Source organism: Streptomyces sp. NPDC101160, from assembly GCF_044768205.1.
Lineage (GTDB): Bacteria > Actinomycetota > Actinomycetes > Streptomycetales > Streptomycetaceae > Streptomyces.
On the sequence record NZ_JBIWPJ010000011.1, the window covers coordinates 233,289 to 249,118 of the forward strand.

The 15,830-nt window shown below is 71.4% G+C and carries 17 protein-coding genes and 1 pseudogene; 5 read left to right on the top strand and 13 right to left on the bottom strand.

Annotated features, from left to right (window positions below; translation table 11 throughout):
- Positions 1-36: 36 nt before the first annotated feature.
- From rlmB to ACIRSU_RS32450, 5 genes are all read right to left on the bottom strand, one after another.
- Entirely contained in the window at positions 37-993 is a 957-nt protein-coding gene (rlmB, locus tag ACIRSU_RS32430) for a 23S rRNA (guanosine(2251)-2'-O)-methyltransferase RlmB (protein ID WP_403799851.1), read from the bottom strand.
- A gap of 101 nt (positions 994-1,094) precedes the next feature.
- On the bottom strand, positions 1,095-2,495 hold the full coding sequence (gene cysS, locus ACIRSU_RS32435) for a cysteine--tRNA ligase (protein ID WP_403799853.1): 1,401 nt from the start codon (positions 2,493-2,495) through the stop codon (positions 1,095-1,097).
- 82 nt (positions 2,496-2,577) lie between these two features.
- Complete coding sequence (ispF, locus tag ACIRSU_RS32440) at positions 2,578-3,075, bottom strand: 2-C-methyl-D-erythritol 2,4-cyclodiphosphate synthase (RefSeq protein ID WP_403799855.1); 498 nt, start codon at positions 3,073-3,075, stop codon at positions 2,578-2,580.
- Complete coding sequence (ispD, locus tag ACIRSU_RS32445) at positions 3,065-3,835, bottom strand: 2-C-methyl-D-erythritol 4-phosphate cytidylyltransferase (RefSeq protein ID WP_403799858.1); 771 nt, start codon at positions 3,833-3,835, stop codon at positions 3,065-3,067. Before ispD ends, ispF begins: the two co-directional genes overlap by 11 nt.
- Before the next feature lie 288 nt (positions 3,836-4,123).
- A complete protein-coding gene (locus ACIRSU_RS32450; protein ID WP_003953493.1) occupies positions 4,124-4,606 on the bottom strand; it encodes a CarD family transcriptional regulator in 483 nt (160 codons plus the stop codon).
- A gap of 598 nt (positions 4,607-5,204) precedes the next feature.
- Between ACIRSU_RS32450 and ACIRSU_RS32455 the strand changes: the two genes are divergently transcribed.
- Positions 5,205-5,867 (top strand): DUF461 domain-containing protein, encoded by a 663-nt coding sequence (locus tag ACIRSU_RS32455; RefSeq protein WP_403799860.1) that lies wholly within the window; start codon positions 5,205-5,207, stop codon positions 5,865-5,867.
- A 262-nt stretch (positions 5,868-6,129) separates the two neighbouring features.
- On the opposite strand, the gene ACIRSU_RS32460 is transcribed toward ACIRSU_RS32455, so the two are convergent.
- Together ACIRSU_RS32460 and ACIRSU_RS32465 are read right to left on the bottom strand one after the other, a co-directional pair.
- Positions 6,130-6,810, bottom strand: a complete 681-nt coding sequence (locus tag ACIRSU_RS32460; protein WP_403799863.1) for a response regulator — start codon at positions 6,808-6,810, stop codon at positions 6,130-6,132.
- The gene (locus ACIRSU_RS32465; RefSeq protein WP_403799865.1) at positions 6,807-8,135 is read right to left on the bottom strand and encodes a sensor histidine kinase; all 1,329 of its coding nucleotides are present in this window, start codon (positions 8,133-8,135) and stop codon (positions 6,807-6,809) included. Before ACIRSU_RS32465 ends, ACIRSU_RS32460 begins: the two co-directional genes overlap by 4 nt.
- A 274-nt stretch (positions 8,136-8,409) precedes the next feature.
- Here ACIRSU_RS32465 and phoU point away from each other — a divergent pair, with 274 nt between their 5' ends.
- Positions 8,410-9,090: a phosphate signaling complex protein PhoU gene (phoU, locus tag ACIRSU_RS32470; RefSeq protein WP_389205180.1), complete on the top strand. Its 681-nt coding sequence runs from the start codon at positions 8,410-8,412 to the stop codon at positions 9,088-9,090.
- Positions 9,091-9,234: 144 nt separating this feature from the next.
- A complete protein-coding gene (locus tag ACIRSU_RS32475; RefSeq protein WP_403799868.1) occupies positions 9,235-9,387 on the top strand; it encodes a hypothetical protein in 153 nt (50 codons plus the stop codon).
- Positions 9,388-9,438: 51 nt separating this feature from the next.
- Here ACIRSU_RS32475 and ACIRSU_RS32480 read toward each other — a convergent pair.
- The 3 genes and pseudogenes from ACIRSU_RS32480 to ACIRSU_RS32490 form a co-directional block, all read right to left on the bottom strand.
- Positions 9,439-9,903 (bottom strand): annotated as a pseudogene (locus tag ACIRSU_RS32480) (GNAT family N-acetyltransferase).
- 108 nt (positions 9,904-10,011) lie between these two features.
- The gene (locus ACIRSU_RS32485; RefSeq protein WP_403799871.1) at positions 10,012-10,365 is read right to left on the bottom strand and encodes a hypothetical protein; all 354 of its coding nucleotides are present in this window, start codon (positions 10,363-10,365) and stop codon (positions 10,012-10,014) included.
- A gap of 161 nt (positions 10,366-10,526) precedes the next feature.
- Entirely contained in the window at positions 10,527-10,976 is a 450-nt protein-coding gene (locus ACIRSU_RS32490; RefSeq protein WP_403799874.1) for a hypothetical protein, read from the bottom strand.
- Here ACIRSU_RS32490 and ACIRSU_RS32495 point away from each other — a divergent pair.
- Positions 10,969-11,130: a hypothetical protein gene (locus ACIRSU_RS32495; RefSeq protein ID WP_403799877.1), complete on the top strand. Its 162-nt coding sequence runs from the start codon at positions 10,969-10,971 to the stop codon at positions 11,128-11,130. The genes ACIRSU_RS32490 and ACIRSU_RS32495 overlap by 8 nt on opposite strands.
- 321 nt (positions 11,131-11,451) lie before the next feature.
- Here the strand turns inward: ACIRSU_RS32495 and ACIRSU_RS32500 are convergent, their stop codons facing one another.
- Positions 11,452-12,210, bottom strand: coding sequence for a phosphoglyceromutase (locus ACIRSU_RS32500; protein ID WP_403799880.1), 759 nt, complete (start codon positions 12,208-12,210; stop codon positions 11,452-11,454).
- Between the two features lie 162 nt (positions 12,211-12,372).
- Here ACIRSU_RS32500 and ACIRSU_RS32505 point away from each other — a divergent pair, with 162 nt between their 5' ends.
- Entirely contained in the window at positions 12,373-13,731 is a 1,359-nt protein-coding gene (locus ACIRSU_RS32505) for an MDR family MFS transporter (RefSeq protein ID WP_403799882.1), read from the top strand.
- On the opposite strand, the gene ACIRSU_RS32510 is transcribed toward ACIRSU_RS32505, so the two are convergent.
- Entirely contained in the window at positions 13,700-14,218 is a 519-nt protein-coding gene (locus ACIRSU_RS32510) for a YbjN domain-containing protein (protein ID WP_403799884.1), read from the bottom strand. The genes ACIRSU_RS32505 and ACIRSU_RS32510 overlap by 32 nt on opposite strands.
- Entirely contained in the window at positions 14,211-15,587 is a 1,377-nt protein-coding gene (gene mshA, locus ACIRSU_RS32515) for a D-inositol-3-phosphate glycosyltransferase (RefSeq protein WP_403799886.1), read from the bottom strand. The genes ACIRSU_RS32510 and mshA overlap by 8 nt, the downstream gene beginning before the upstream one ends.
- Positions 15,588-15,830: the final 243 nt, after the last annotated feature.

Here is a 15,830-nt window from a genome sequence, read left to right on the forward strand (position 1 = left end):
TAACCCTTTCGGGTCAGCCTTTTCGCCTGCAGGGGCTCAGCGCATGCGGCGGCGGGCCGCCTCGTACAGCACCACGCCCGCCGCGACACCGGCGTTCAGCGACTCGGCGCCACCCGGCATCGGGATGCGGACCAGGAAGTCGCAGGTCTCGCCGACCAGGCGGGACAGGCCCTTGCCCTCGGAGCCGACCACGATGACGACCGGGCCGGAGAGCGCCTCCAGCTCGTGCACCTCGGTGTCGCCGTCCGCCGAGAGACCGACGACCGTGAGACCGGCCTTCTGGTACTGCTCCAGGCAGCGGGTCAGGTTGGTGGCGCGGGCCACCGGCGTACGGGCGGCGGTGCCGGCCGAGGTCTTCCAGGCGCCCGCGGTCATGCCGGCCGCGCGCCGCTCGGGCACGACCACGCCGTGGCCGCCGAACGCGGAGACGGAACGGACGACGGCGCCGAGGTTGCGCGGATCGGTGACGCCGTCGAGGGCGACGATCAGCGGGTCCTCGTGGTCGTCGTAGGCCGCCTCGGCGAGGTCCTCGGGGTGCGCGTACTCGTACGGCGGGACCTGGAGGACGAGGCCCTGGTGGTTGAGGCCGTTCGTCATCCGGTCCAGCTCGGGGCGCGGCGCCTCCATGATGTTGATGTTGCCGCGGCCGGTGGCGAGGTTCAGGGCCTCGCGCACACGCTCGTCGTTGTCGATGAACTGCTGGACGTAGAGCGTGGTGGCGGGCACGCCGTCGCGCAGCGCCTCGAAGACCGGGTTGCGGCCGACGACCATCTCCGACTGGCCCTTGCCGCCGCGGCGGGCGACGGGCTTGCGCTTGGCCGCGTTCCGGGCCATCGCGTTGGAGACGCGGTACGCCTTGTGGCCCTTGCGGTTCTCGGCCTTGGGCGTCGGACCCTTGCCCTCGAGGCCCTTGCGCCGCTGGCCACCGCTGCCGACCGTCGCGCCCTTCTTGTTGGACGTGCGACGTCCCCTGCGCTGGCTGTTCCCGGCCATGGCTATCTGTTTCCTCTGCCTGCGTTCGTACGAAAGTCTGTAAGTGAAGTGTGCCGCCCGGAGCCCCGGACGGCACACTCGCCGGCGCTGCGGCCGGTTTCCTAGCGGTTGGCGATCGACCAGCGGGGGCCGTCGGGGCTGTCCTCGATGGCGAGGCCGGACTGGTTCAGCTGGTCTCGGATGGCGTCGGCGGTCGCCCAGTCCTTGCGCTCGCGCGCCGACTGGCGCTGGTCGAGCACGAGCCGGACCAGGGTGTCGACGACGCCGTGCAGCTCCTCGCCCCGGTCGGTCTCCTCGGCCCAGTGCGGGTCGAGCGGGTCCAGACCGAGGACGCCGAGCATGGCGCGGACCTCGGCGAGGCGGGCGATCGCCTCGTCCTTGTCGTCGGCGGCCAGCGCGCTGTTGCCCTGGCGGACCGTGGTGTGGATGATCGCCAGCGCGTGCGGCACGCCCAGGTCGTCGTCCATGGCCTCGGCGAAGGCCGGCGGCACCTCGGCGGCGGGGGCGACGGGCGCCCCGGCCTTCTCGGTGGCGCGCTGCACGAAGCCCTCGATGCGGCCGAAGGCGGCCTCGGCCTCGCGCAGGGACTCCTCGCTGTACTCGATCATCGAGCGGTAGTGCGGGGTGCCCAGGTAGTAGCGCAGGACGATCGGGCGCCAGTTCTTCACCATCTCGGAGACGAGGACGCTGTTGCCCAGCGACTTCGACATCTTCTCGCCGCTCATGGTGACCCAGGCGTTGTGCACCCAGTACTGGGCGAAGTCGTCGCCGAAGGCCTTGGCCTGCGCGATCTCGTTCTCGTGGTGCGGGAAGATCAGGTCGAGGCCGCCGCCGTGGATGTCGAAGGCGGAGCCCAGGTACTTGTGGGCCATCGCCGAGCACTCCAGGTGCCAGCCCGGACGGCCGCGGCCCCACGGCGTCTCCCAGTCGGGCTCGCCCGGCTTGGTCGCCTTCCACATGGCGAAGTCGCGCGGGTCGCGCTTGCCGGTGATGCCCTCCTCGGAGGGCTGGCGCAGGTCGTCGATGTCCTGGTTGGACAGCTCCAGGTAGCCGGGGAAGGACCGCACGTCGAAGTAGACGCTGCCGTCGGCCTCGTAGGCGTGGCCGCGCTCGATGAGGCCGCGCATCATCTCGACCATCTCGGTGACATGGCCGGTGGCGCGGGGCTCGTACGTGGGCGGCAGGCAGCCGAGCGCGTGGTAACCGTCGTTGAACGCGCGCTCGTTCTCGTAGCCGATCGACCACCAGGGGCGGCCCTGCTCGGTGCCCTTCTTGATGATCTTGTCGTCGATGTCGGTGACGTTCCGGATGAACGTGACGTCGTAGCCGCGGTAGTCGAACCAGCGGCGCATGATGTCGAAGTTCAGACCCGAGCGGATGTGCCCGATGTGCGGGGCGGCCTGCACGGTCGCGCCACACAGGTAGATCGAGACGCAGCCCGGCTTGATCGGGGTGAAGTCACGAATCTGCCGGGCGCTGGTGTCGTACAGGCGAATGGTCACCACACCAGGGTAGTGGGCGGGGGGCAGTGCCCCGCGACCCCTTCGGGATCACGGGGCGCTTTTTTCCCGTCGTCCCGTGCTTCTAGCGCTGTACGGGATAGACCAGCGCGGTCGCGAGCGCGGCCAGGCCCTCGGCGCGGCCGGTGAGGCCGAGGCCGTCGGTGGTGGTGCCGGAGACGGAGACCGGCGCGCCGGCCGCCTCGCTCAGCGCCTTCTGGGCCTCGTCGCGGCGCTTGCCGACCTTGGGGCGGACGCCGACGACCTGGACGGCGATGTTGCCGATCTCGTAGCCCTCGGCGCGGACGATCCGGGCCGCCTCGGCGAGCAGGGTGACGCCTGAGGCGCCGGACCACTCGGGGCGGGAGGTGCCGAAGTGGGCGCCGAGGTCGCCGATGCCGGCGGCGGAGAAGAGCGCGTCGCAGGCGGCGTGGGCGGCGACGTCACCGTCGGAGTGCCCGGCCAGCCCGTACTCCTCGCCCTCCCAGAGAAGGCCGGCGCACCACAGCTCACGCCCCTTCTCGAAGGCGTGGACGTCGGTGCCGATGCCCGTGCGCGGCATCAGGGGCTGGTCAGAAGCCATCGTTGGCCCTCCTGCGGGCGAGTACGGCCTCGGCGAGGACGAGGTCGAGGGGGCGGGTCACCTTGAAGGCCTCTTCGTGGCCGGGCACGACGACGACGGGCGCGCCGAGCTTCTCGACCATGCCGGCGTCGTCGGTGGCGCCCTCGCCGGTGAGGGCGATCGTGGCGTGGGCGTTGACCAGCGTCTCGCGGTCGAAGCCCTGCGGGGTCTGTACGGCGCGGAGCCGGGCCCGCACCGGGGTGGCGACGACCTGCTCGGGGGCGCCCGGCTCGGCCGGCTCGACCTCCTTGACGGTGTCGGCGACGGGCAGCGCGGGGACGACGGCGACGGCCCCGTCCCGTACCGCCTCGATCACGGCGTCGACGGTGTCCACGGGTACGAGCGGGCGGGCCGCGTCGTGGACGAGGACGGTGGTGATGTCGTCGGGCACGGCCTTCAGGCCGAGGTGGACGGACTCCTGGCGGGTGTCGCCGCCGGGCACGACCACGTAGTCGGTGCTCCCCCAGCTACCGCTGGGGGGACCCCCAGGCAGGGCGTGGGCGTCGAGCATCGCCTTGACCTCCGCTACGCCGTCGGCGGGGGCGACCACGACGACGAGGGAGACGGCGCGGGAGGCGGCCATCGCCCGGACGGCGTGGATCAGCATGGGGGTGCCGTTCAGCGCGCGCAGCGCCTTGGGGGCGCCCGGACCGAGGCGTACGCCCCGGCCGGCCGCGGGAATCACCACGGCGGTTCGACTATGACGCGCTTGGTCTGTCATCGGTTGCACTCCGGCAGGTTTGTTTCCGCGGGCGACGTGGGTATGGCGTCAACAAGCTGATGGCGACGCCTCGACCGGGCCCTTTCCGTGACGACGGTCGAGGCGTCGCCATGCGAGAGCCGCTGGGGATTGCAAGCTTGCAAGGGGATGGGAGCGAAAAGAGAGACGAACATGCCGCAGTGCCCGGCGACGGGACTGTGGAATCGTGGGATTCACAGCACGTCGGCGGGCACCGCGGCATGGATGCTGAGCATGGCGGTTGCGCCAGGCGTCAGACTGCTTCAGGCGTCAGGACGCGAGCACCTCGTCGAGGAGCGCCTCGGCCTTGTCCTCGTTGGTGTTCTCCGCGAGGGCCAGCTCGCTCACCAGGATCTGGCGGGCCTTGGCGAGCATGCGCTTCTCACCGGCGGAGAGTCCGCGCTCGCGCTCGCGGCGCCACAGGTCGCGCACCACTTCGGCGACCTTGATGACGTCGCCGGAGGCGAGCTTCTCCAGGTTTGCCTTGTAGCGACGGGACCAGTTCGTCGGCTCCTCTGCGTACGGCGCGCGCAGCACCTCGAAGACCCGGTCCAGCCCATCCTGACCGACCACGTCGCGAACTCCGACGAACTCCGCGTTGTCCGCCGGTACACGCACCGTCAGGTCGCCTTGCGCGACCTTGAGCACCAAGTAGGTCTTGTCCACGCCTTTGATCTGGCGAGTTTCGATGGCCTCGATCAGCGCGGCCCCGTGATGGGGATAGACCACGGTGTCGCCAACCTTGAACGTCATGTGACAGGTACCCCTTCCGTGGCTATCCAGGGTAACACGGATACGGCTTCTTCTGAATGGCGTTTTCGCAGGTCAGGGCATATCTCGGGGCTTGACAACAGCGCCGCGAACGTGCTGCGGAGGGCTTCCGGAAGGCGGTATTCGCAGGTCGGAGCGGCTGCGCGGACACAGAGAAACACCCACGTTACAGGCTCCGGGAGGGAGGCGGAGGGTGTCGGATGTACCGGTTTGCCGGGTTCGGTGTGGCCTGCTTCACGTACTCCGTTCGAGGATCGATCACTCGTACGGATGGATTCTCGAATTGATCACCGGAGTCTCCGGCGGGGTTTCTCGAATGCCCCGGACGGACCCGGACGGGGGAATGTGCGAATTGATCACGACGGATATGTGAACGGAAGGTGATTGCGGCGCGATCCGGCCAGGACGGCGAGTTCCCGACGGCGCCTCCCGGACGGATCCCGGAGGGTTCCCGGGGCCGGGTGCGCCGAGAGGGGCGGGTCGGGTGCGGCACGGAGAGTGGGGCTCGGTAACCTGACTCCGCTGACACACCTTTAGCCGTTCCTTAGCCTGTCCGATCGTCCTAGGAGTTGCCGCCGCCGTGAGCCGCAGCCTTCGACGCGGCGCCATCGCCGCCACCGCCGTCGTGATCTCGATCGCCGCCCTGTCCGCCTGTGGTGCGGGCAATGACGCGCAGACGCTCCAGGTCCGCCCGGACAACGCCGCCGTCACGGTTGACGACGTCAAGGTCCAGAACGCCTTCGTGATCACCCAGCCCGACCCGGGCGCCGTGGGCCCGGCGGTCGTCTCCGCCACCGTCTTCAACAACGGCCGGACCCGCCAGACCCTCGACTCGATCACCCTGCCCGGCACCGTCGGGACCGTGAAGCTCAAGGCGGCCGAGGGCAACGGCCCGATCGTCGTCCCCGCCGGCGGCTCCGTCGTCATCGGCGGCCAGGGCAACGCGTCCGCGGTCATCGAGGGCGGCCTGCACGAAGCCAGGAACGGCAACGCGCAGAAGGTCGTCTTCAAGCTGAGCAAGACCGGCGACGTGAGCCTGAGCGCGTACGTCGTCCCGGCGAAGAGCTACTTCACGGAGTACGGCCCGACCGAGCTCCCGAAGCCCCCGGCCACCCTCCCGACGGCCTCCGCCACGGCGACGCCGTCCGGCACCGCCACCCCGTCGGGCACCCCGACGGGCACGGCCACGCCGTCCGGCACGACCACGCCGACGGGCGGGTCGACGCAGGCCGCCGGTCACTGAGCCGACGAGAAGAGGGGCGCCCCGCGGGGCGCCCCTCTTTTTCATGCCTGCCGGCTCATGCCTGCCGGCTCATGCCTTGCCGGCCTACGGCTCGAACTTGTAACCCAGACCGCGCACCGTCACCAGATACCGCGGCGCACCCGGATCCGGCTCGAGCCACTGCCCTACGGCGCCCCTCGCACTGCTCGGCCCCAAGGGGCCTCCCAGGCTTCGGGCCGCTGCGCCGGACTCCGTCCGGCGGTGGGCGGCCGAGGAGCGCGCTCTACGGCTCGAACTTGTAACCCAGACCGCGCACCGTCACCAGATACCGCGGCGCACCCGGATCCGGCTCGATCTTGGCCCGGAGGCGCTTCACGTGGACGTCGAGGGTCTTGGTGTCGCCGACGTAGTCGGCGCCCCAGACGCGGTCGATGAGCTGCATGCGGGTGAGGACGCGGCCCGCGTTGCGCAGCAGCATCTCCAGGAGGTCGAACTCCTTGAGCGGGAGGTCGACCTTGCCGCCGCCGACGGTGACCACGTGACGGTCGACGTCCATGCGGACCGGGCCGGCCTCCAGGGCGGCCGGGGTGACCTCCTCCGGCTCGCCGCGGCGGCGCAGGACCGCGCGGATGCGGGCGACCAGCTCCCGCGAGGAGAAGGGCTTCGTCACGTAGTCGTCGGCTCCTATCTCCAGGCCGACGACCTTGTCGATCTCGCTGTCCTTCGCGGTCACCATGATGACCGGCACGTTCGAGCGGCTGCGCAGCTGGCGGCACACCTCGGTACCGGGCAGGCCCGGCAGCATGAGGTCGAGGAGGACGAGATCCGCTCCGTTGCGCTCGAACTCGTCGAGGCCGTCGGGCCCGGTCGCCGCGATGGCGACCTCGAAGCCCTCCTTGCGGAGCATGTACGACAGGGCGTCGCTGAAGGATTCCTCATCCTCGACGACAAGCACACGGGTCACGGAAGGACCTCCGGGGCGGGGAGTGGTTCGGTCATGAGTTCAGGGGTGGGGGAAGCGGAGGCGAAGTTTCCGCGGTGGGAACCGGCGGATCCTCCGGAGCGGGGCGTGCCGTGGGCGCCGTCGGCGTCCTCGGCGTCGTCCGGGCCGCCGTCGTCCGCCGCGCGGCGGTTCCGCGCGGCACCGGCCTCCGGCAGCCGCAGGGTGAAGGTCGAGCCCTGGCCCTCGGTGCTCCACACCGTGACCTCCCCACCGTGCGAGGCGGCCACGTGCTTGACGATGGCGAGGCCGAGTCCGGTACCGCCCGTGGCCCGGGAGCGGGCCGGGTCGACCCGGTAGAAGCGCTCGAAGACCCGCTCGCGGTCCTTCTCCGAGATGCCGATGCCCTGGTCGGTGACGGCTATCTCGATCATGTCACCGCCGGGCGCCGCGACGCGGCGGGCGGCGATGCCGACGCGCGTGCGGGCCGGCGAGTAGTTCACCGCGTTCTCGACGAGGTTGCCGAGCGCGGCGGCGAGCTGGCCGCGGCTGCCCCAGACGAACAGGTCGGCCGTTCCCCCGGAGGCCATCGTGATCTGCTTGGTGGACGCGGTGTGCCGGGAGCGGTCGATCGCCTCGGCGACCAGCTCGTCCACCCGTACCGGCTCGGAGTCCTCCAGCGGATCGTCGTTCTGCACCCGGGACAGGTCGATGAGCTCCTGCACGAGGTTGGTCAGGCGGGTGGCCTCGATCTGCATCCGGCCCGCGAAGCGGGTGACCGCCTCGGGGTCGTCCGACGCGTCCATGACCGCCTCGGAGAGCAGTGAGAGCGCGCCGACCGGGGTCTTCAGCTCATGGCTCACGTTGGCGACGAAGTCGCGTCGTACGGCTTCGATGCGGCGGGCCTCGGTGAGGTCCTCGACCAGCAGCAGCACGAGCCGCGATCCCAGCGGGGCGACCCGGGCGGAGACCGCGAGGGCCTCGCCCCGGCCGGTGCCGCGCCGGGGCAGATCCAGCTCGACCTGTCGTATCTCACCGTCACGGCGGGTGTCGCGGGCCATGTTGAGCATGGGCTCCACGGCCAGCTTCCCGCCTCGGACCAGGCCGAGCGCGTACGCCGCCGAGCTGGCCTTCACCACGGAGTCGCTCTCGTCGAGGACGACCGCGGAGGAGCGCAGCACGGAAAGCACCGTGTCGACGCCGGGCGGCAGCACGGCGTCGGTGTGCAGGGAGGTACGGGTGGGTCTCGCCTGGTCGCGCTCGCTCCAGCGGAACGCCAGCATGGCGATCACGCCGGTGCACACGCCGGCGATAGCGGCCAATGCGGCGACCGCCGCGTTCACGTCCATGCCAACCAGGTTATGCGGGTCGGCTGACACTCTCCCAGCCGTCCGAGTGGCTGCTCGAACAGTCGTCGCCCAGAGTTCACCAGGGAGACGGTACCGATTCATTTGACCCGTCCGACACCTTGGGGCGCGTCGCCCAGAGTTCACCTGGAGGACAGTGCGGGTTTACGAGACCGGCCGGAGCAGTACGCGTACGGGCCGCACCGTGGGAGCGTGGGGGTCCGACACCACCGTGCACCACCCGGATCCCAGAGCATCGCGTAGAGAAGGGACACCCATGCGGGACGCGTACCACGAGGAACTTGACTCGATCGGCGAGGGCCTGGTCGAGATGGCCCGCCTGGTCGGGTCCGCGATCGGCCGGGCCACCACGGCCATGCTGGACGCCGACCTGAAGCTCGCGGAGAGCGTGATCGCCGCGGACCAGAAGGTCGACGACCTCCAGCACGACCTGGAGGCGCGGGCGATAGCGCTGCTCGCCCGGCAGCAGCCGGTGGCGACGGACCTGCGGATCGTGGTGACCTCGCTGCGGATGAGCGCCGACCTGGAGCGCTCCGGCGACCTGGCCCAGCACGTGGCCAAGCTGGCCCGGCTGCGGTTCCCGGACCGTGCGGTGCCGAACGACCTGCACGCCACCGTCCTGCAGATGGGTCAGCTGGCGCAGCGCCTGATGGCGAAGGCGGCCGAGGTCGTCATCACCAAGGACGTCGACCTGGCGCTCCAGCTGGAGCAGGACGACGACGAGATGGACCTGCTGCACCGGACGCTCTTCCAGCACCTGATGGACGACCGCTGGAGCCACGGCATCGAGACGGCCGTGGACGTCACGCTGCTCGGCCGCTACTACGAGCGGTTCGCGGACCACGCGGTGTCGGTGGCGAAGCGCGTGGTGTACCTGGTGACGGGTGAGCACGCGGACGAGCTGCAGCCGGCGGAGTCGCCGGTCGAGGGCGCGTAGGCAGGGGGCGCCAGGCGGAGGGCGCGCAAGGCTTACGGCGCGGACGGTCGCACATCTGTGCGCCGTCGGTGCGCCGTGTGCGGTGACCGGGTCCGGGCATGGAATGGAGGGGAGGCGAGGTACGCCTTCTCAGGGAGGGACTCCATGCCCGAATCCGCTCCGATCACCGACCTCCAGCAGGAACCCGCGCGCGAGCCGGAGTTCCTGCCCGTCCTCGGCGCCTGCGGGTGCGGCTCGGGCTGCGGCTGCGGCTGCCAGTCCGGCGGGCCGTGCCAGTGCGGCGGCTGCAGCGGCTAGCGAGGTCCCTGTGCGGGCCCTGCTCCCGGTCTCCGGGCGGGGCCCGCGCCGTCACGTCTCCAGGACGCCGACGATCTGGTCCCCGGCGAGCTCACCGGTCTCCCGGAAGCCGAGCCCCCGGTAGAACTCCCCCGGCCCGTCCTCCCCGGCGTGCCACGACACGTACATCTCCGCCGTCCCGCGCCGCCGCAGCTCCTCGCGCACGGCCCCGACGGCGAACCGCCCGTACCCCTTGCCCTGGTGACCGGCCCCGATGTTGAGCCGCCACAGCCCGCTGCGCCGGTCGGCCGGGTCCTTCTCGGCGTCCCACTGGATGTCGACGAACGCCATCAGGAAGCCGACGGTCTCGTCCCCGTCGACGATCAGCCGCGGCCAGGCGGTCTCCCCGTACGCGTACGCCTCGGCGAGTGAGCGGACGACGGGTGCGACGTTCTGCTCCTAGTGGGGGTGGACGCGCAGGGCGAGGGCGGCGTCGACGTTGTCGGGGGTGATCGGCTCGAGGCGGGGATTGCTCATGAGCGGGAGGCTAGGCGAGACGCGACGATCTCGGCACACGGATATCCGGAGCGCCGTGCGGACCCGGCGCCCCGGTCAGCCGCAGGTCAGCGGCTCAGCCGCGGATGGTCACGGGGTGAGGAAGACGACCGAGCGCAGCTTGAGGGCGTCGGTGGCGGGGCGGCCGTGGGGGCGCAGCTGCCAGGTGTCGCCGTCGCAGTCGGTGCCGGTGAAGACCAGCGCGTAGTCGCTCGTGTCGTTGTGCGGGGCGAAGGCCGGTTCGGTGGAGTTCGGGTCGGCGACCTCGGGGAGGGTGATGCACTCCCCGCTCTCCGGCTCGTGCAGGGTGACGGCGAGGGGCTCGCCGTTCAGGCCGACCACCTTGTAGTGGAAGTCGCCGGTGGCGGCGTGGGCGGGGGCGGCCATGACGGCCGTGAGGGCGAGGGCGCCGCAAGCGGCGGCGACGGTGTGCCGAAGGCGCACGGAAGGTCTCTTTCGTCGGCGTGGGAAAGACCGAGGTCATCGGTCCTCCGCAGCTCTACCGCGCCCCGTGCGCTCCGCGTGCGGCACGCGCTCGCCGGAAGGTTTCTCTGTCCCCCGTCCGGCGCAACGTCCCGGCGTCCCTCGCCCCGTCATCCAGGGCGTCAGGGCGTGAAGACCTCCTGCAGGCTGTCGATCGAGCCGTCGCCGCCCACGTCGTACCGGAAGACGAGACCGGAGTTCGGGTTCGCCTTCACCCAGTCGATCAGCTCCTGCACGCCGATCCGCTTGTTCTCGGCGCTCGCGATGATGGGGTTGGTCGCGGTGACGTACGCGGCCTGGTCCATCGCCCAGCGGGCCTCCTCGCCGCTGACGACGAACGGCCCGCCGTCGCTGTCCGGGCTGCCGCAGCCCCAGGCGCCGTGCTGGAAGACGAGGTTGACCTTGCCGGTGCTTCCGGGGATCTCCTCGATGCGGTAGAGGGCGATCTCGTCCGGGTCGTAGGCGTCCGGGTTCGGCGCGGCGGTGACGCAGTCGCTGCCGGGCTTCTTCACGGGATACGTGGTCGGCTTCGCCGCCGGCTTCCCGGCCGGCTTGGTGGGCGGCTTGGCCACCGGCTTCACGCTCGGCTTCGCCGGGGGCGCGGTGGCGGGCTCGGCGGTCGCCGGCGCCTTCGTGGCCGGCGCCTCCGTCGCCGCGGGCGCCGAACTCGCCGGAGCGCTCGGCGTCCCCGCCGCCCCCGCCCCGCTCGCGGTGCCGCCCTTCTGACACCCGGTCACCGCCGCGCTCAGCGCGACCGCCACGACCGCCACACCGACAGATCTCAGCCGCAGACCGTTCATCCGGGACTCCCCCTCTTTCCACGACGGCCGCCCTCGGACCGCTTCCCGGCCGGAACGTAGCAACCCGCCACCCCGATGCGCGATATCCAGCCACTCTCTGTCACGCATCCGAGACAATCCCGGCACCGCAGCACGAAGAAGCCCCCGGTCCGCCGCCGCACAGGCGGCAGCGGACCGGGGGCTTCCGTGAGACGTGACTCAGGCGAGACGCTGATCAGCCGAGGCGTGACTCAGGCGAGGCGCAGGGTCACTTCTTGCCCTGGTTCTTCACGGCCTCGATGGCCGCGGCCGCGGCCTCCGGGTCGAGGTAGGTGCCGCCCGGCTTGAGCGGCTTGAAGTTCTCGTCGAGCTCGTAGGCGAGCGGGATGCCGGTCGGGATGTTGAGGCCCGCGATGTCGGCGTCCGAGATGCCGTCGAGGTGCTTGACGAGGGCGCGGAGGCTGTTGCCGTGGGCGGCGACGAGGACCGTGCGGCCGGCCAGGAGGTCCGGGACGATGCCGTCGTACCAGTACGGGAGCATCCGCTGCACGACGTCCTTGAGGCACTCGGTCTGCGGGCGCAGCTCCGGCGGGATCGTGGCGTAGCGGGCGTCGTGGGCCTGCGAGTACTCGTTGTCGTCGGCGAGCGCCGGCGGCGGGGTGTCGTACGAGCGGCGCCACAGCATGAACTGCTCCTCGCCGAACTCGGCGAGCGTCTGCGCCTTGTCCTTGCCCTGCAGCGCGCCGTAGTGGCGCTCGTTCAGGCGCCAGCTGCGGTGGACCGGGATCCAGTGGCGGTCGGCGGCCTCCAGGGCGAGCTGCGCCGTGCGGATGGCGCGCTTCTGGAGGGAGGTGTGCAGCACGTCGGGCAGCAGGCCGGCGTCCTTGAGCAGCTCACCGCCGCGGACCGCCTCCTTCTCGCCCTTCTCGGTGAGGTTGACGTCCACCCAGCCGGTGAACAGGTTCTTCGCGTTCCACTCGCTCTCGCCGTGGCGGAGGAGGATCAGCTTGTACGGTGCGTCGGCCATGCGTACGAGCCTAGACGACGGCCGACGATTGACGCGCACCGTCAATTCACTGGCGTCCGGCGTATGAGATGCGTAAGTTACGAGGACGGTAAGCGGGACTTACAAGCCAGACGTTCACGCAGACGCTCACGCAGACGTTCAACCAGGGGGGGCCGGCCACCCATGTCCATCGACTCACTCAGACGGTCAGCGCGCTCGACGGTCAGCGGACTTCCGGGCGCTTTCTGGTGGCTCTGGCTGTCGACCCTGGTCAACCGCACCGGCGCCTTCGTCCTGACCTTCCTCTCCCTCTTCCTCACCCAGGAGCTCGGCCACTCCGCCTGGTTCGCCGGACTCGTCGTCGCCCTCCACGGCCTCGGCGGCGTCGCCGGATCCCCGCTCGGCGGCATGCTCACCGACCGCTGGGGCCGCCGCCCCACCATGGTCACCATGCACCTGGCGGCCGCCACCTGCACCGTGCTGCTCGCGCTCGTCACCAGCGCCTGGGGCATCGCGGCCGTCGTACTCCTGATGGGCGTCGCCATGCAGGGCGTCCGGCCCTCCATCAACGCCACCATCGCCGACCTCGTCCCCGCCGACGACGTCCGCCGCGCCTACGCCCTCAACTACTGGGCCCTCAACCTCGGCTTCGCCATCGCCGCCATCGGCGGCGGCGTCGCGACCGTCCTCGGCTACCGCACCCTCTTCGTCATCGACGCCGTCGCCACCGTCCTGTGCGCCCTGATCGTCTTCCTCCGACTGCCCGAGACCCGCCCGGAGTCCGGCAAGGACGGGGCGAGCGGCGGCGCGGAGCAGGAGAAGGTCAGCATCGGCACCGTCCTGCGCGACGCACCCTTCCGCACCCTGGTGCTGCTCAACCTGTTCGTCTGCCTGGTCTTCACCGCCCCGTGGATCGGCCTGCCGCTCACCATGGCCGGCCAGGGCCTCGACCCGTCCGCGTACGGTGTCGTCATCGCCGTCAACGGTGTCGTGATCGTCGCCTTCCAGCTGCTCGTCAACAGGCTCACCGACAAGCGCTCCCCGGCGATGCTGCTCACCGTCTCCTCGCTGCTCTTCGCCCTCGGCACCGGCGCCACCGCGCTCGCCGGCTCCTCCCTCGCCTTCGCCGCGACCGTCGTCGTCTGGACGATCGGCGAGATGATCCACGTCCCCACCAACGCCGCCGCGACCGCCCGGCTCGCCCCCGAGCACGCCCGCGGCCGCTACCAGGGAGTCATGGGCATGTCCTGGGCGGTGGCCGGTTTCGTCGCGCCGATCCTGGCCGGCGCGATCGTCGACGGGCCCGGTCCGGACGTCCTGTGGATCGCCTGCGCGGTCATCGGCGCCGTCGCCGCCCTGGGCTACCAGACCCGGCTGCGCGCCGCCCTCGCCAGCGCGGAGGAGGACGCGGACACCGAGGAGGCGGACATGGAGGAGACCGTGGAGGCCGTCATGGAGGAGGCCGAACAGTCGGTCGCCGCGCCCGAGAGCACCGGGACCGCGGCCGCCGTCAGTTCGCCGGCTTCCTCGTCAGGTTCCTGAACGCGTCGAGGTTACGGGTCGACTCACCGCGCGACACCCGCCACTCGTACTCCCGCCGGATCGCCGACGCGAAGCCCAGTTCGAGCAGCGTGTTGAAGTCGCCGTCCGCCGCCTCCAGGACGGACCCGAGGAGCCGGTCGAGCTCCTCGGGGGTGACGGCGGCCAGCGGCAGCTTCCCGGCCAGGTAGATGTCGCCGAGGCCGTCGATCGCGTAACCCACCCCGTACAGCTTCAGGTTGCGTTCGAGCAGCCAGCGGTGGACGCCGGCCTCGTTCTCGTCGGGGTGGCGGATGACGAAGGCGTTGAGGGAGAGGGAGTGCTTCCCGACGCGCAGCGAGAGCGTCGTGAACAGCTTGCGGGTGCCGGGGAGTTTCACCACGTACGAGCCCGGCTCCGCGGACTCCCACTCCAGTGACCCCTCTGATGATGCAGCCTTGAACGTGTCCTCGATGATCCGCCGGACCTGCTCCGCCTCGACCTCAGCCATGGTGGGAGCGTACGCGACGGCGGTGCTCCCGCTGTTCCCGGTGATCCCGCAGCCGGTGGTCGTGCATCGCCGCCGTGTAGACGTCCGCCGTCGCCGACGCCGCCGTGTCCCAGCCGAACAAGGCGGCGTGCCGGGCCGCCGCCGCGCCCATCCGGGCCGACAGCGCCGGCTCGTCGACGAAGCGGCCGAGCGCCCTGGCGTAGTCCACCGGGTCGTGGCCCTGCACCAGGAAGCCGGTGACGTCGTCCCGAACGGCCACCGGCAGACCGCCGACCGCGGCCGCGACGACCGGGGTGCCGGCCGCCTGGGCCTCGATGGCGACCAGGCCGAAGGACTCGCTGTACGACGGGACGACCAGCACGCTCGCGGCGCGGAACCAGTCCGCGAGCCGGTCCTGGCCGACCGGCGGCTGGAAGCGCACGAGATCGGCGATGCCCAGCCTGGCGGCGAGCTTCTGCAGCCCCTCCGGCTTGGCGAGGCCGCTGCCGCTCGGACCGCCGACCACCGGCACCACCATCCGCCCGCGCAGCGACGGATCGCGGTCCACGAGCAGGGCCGCGGCGCGCAGCAGGATGTCCGGGGCCTTCAGCGGCTGGATGCGGCCGGCGAAGACGGGGATGAAGGCGTCCCGGGGCAGGCCGAGCCTGGCCCGGGCGGCGGCGCGGCCGTCGGCCGGCCGGAAGTGGTCGAGGTTGACCCCCGGGTGCACGACGGCGATCTTCGCCGGGTCCGCCTCGTAGAAGCGGGACAGCTCGTCGGCCTCCTCCGCGGTGTTGGCGATGAGCCGGTCGGCCGCCGCGACGATCTGTGTCTCGCCGATCACCCGGGCCGCGGGCTCGGGCGTGTCGCCCTCGGCGAGTGCCGCGTTCTTCACCTTGGCCATGGTGTGCATGGTGTGGACGAGCGGGACGCCCCAGCGCTCGGCGGCGAGCCAGCCGACATGGCCGGAGAGCCAGTAGTGCGAGTGCACCAGGTCGTAGTGGCCGGAGCGGTGGCCCGCCCACGCCTGCATCACGCCGTGCGTGAAGGCGCACAGCTGGGCCGGCAGCTCCTCCTTGGCCAGCCCTTCGTACGGCCCCGCGTCCACGTGCCGTACGAGCACGCCGGGCGCGAGCTCGACGACCGGCTGGAGGCCGCCGGCGTTGGCCCGGGTGAAGATCTCGACCTCGACGTTGATCGCGGCGAGCCGCTTGGCCAGCTCCACGATGTAGACGTTCATGCCGCCCGCGTCGCCCGTGCCGGGCTGGTGCAGGGGCGAGGTGTGCACGCTGAGCATGGCCACGCGGCGCGGGCTGCGGTGCCGGCCGGGGAGCCGGAGCCGGGGCGGCGCCGCCAGGGTGCCGGCGAACCGGGACACGTACTGGCTCACGTCGGCGGTCCTTCCGCTGTCGGGCATGACGACTGTCGGGCATGACGAGCGAGGGCACGTCGCACCCCGCAACGGCCACAACACCCGCCCGGTCCGATTTCATTTCCGGCGCCGCCGCCGCTTTGCCAATTCGTTGCGTGGCCCGGCGTGAAACGGGGCGTGAACGGCACGTGTGTCCGGCCCCGGGCCGGACCCGGACAGGGCCCGGTCAGGGCTCCGTCAGGGCCCGGACGGGACCTGGTC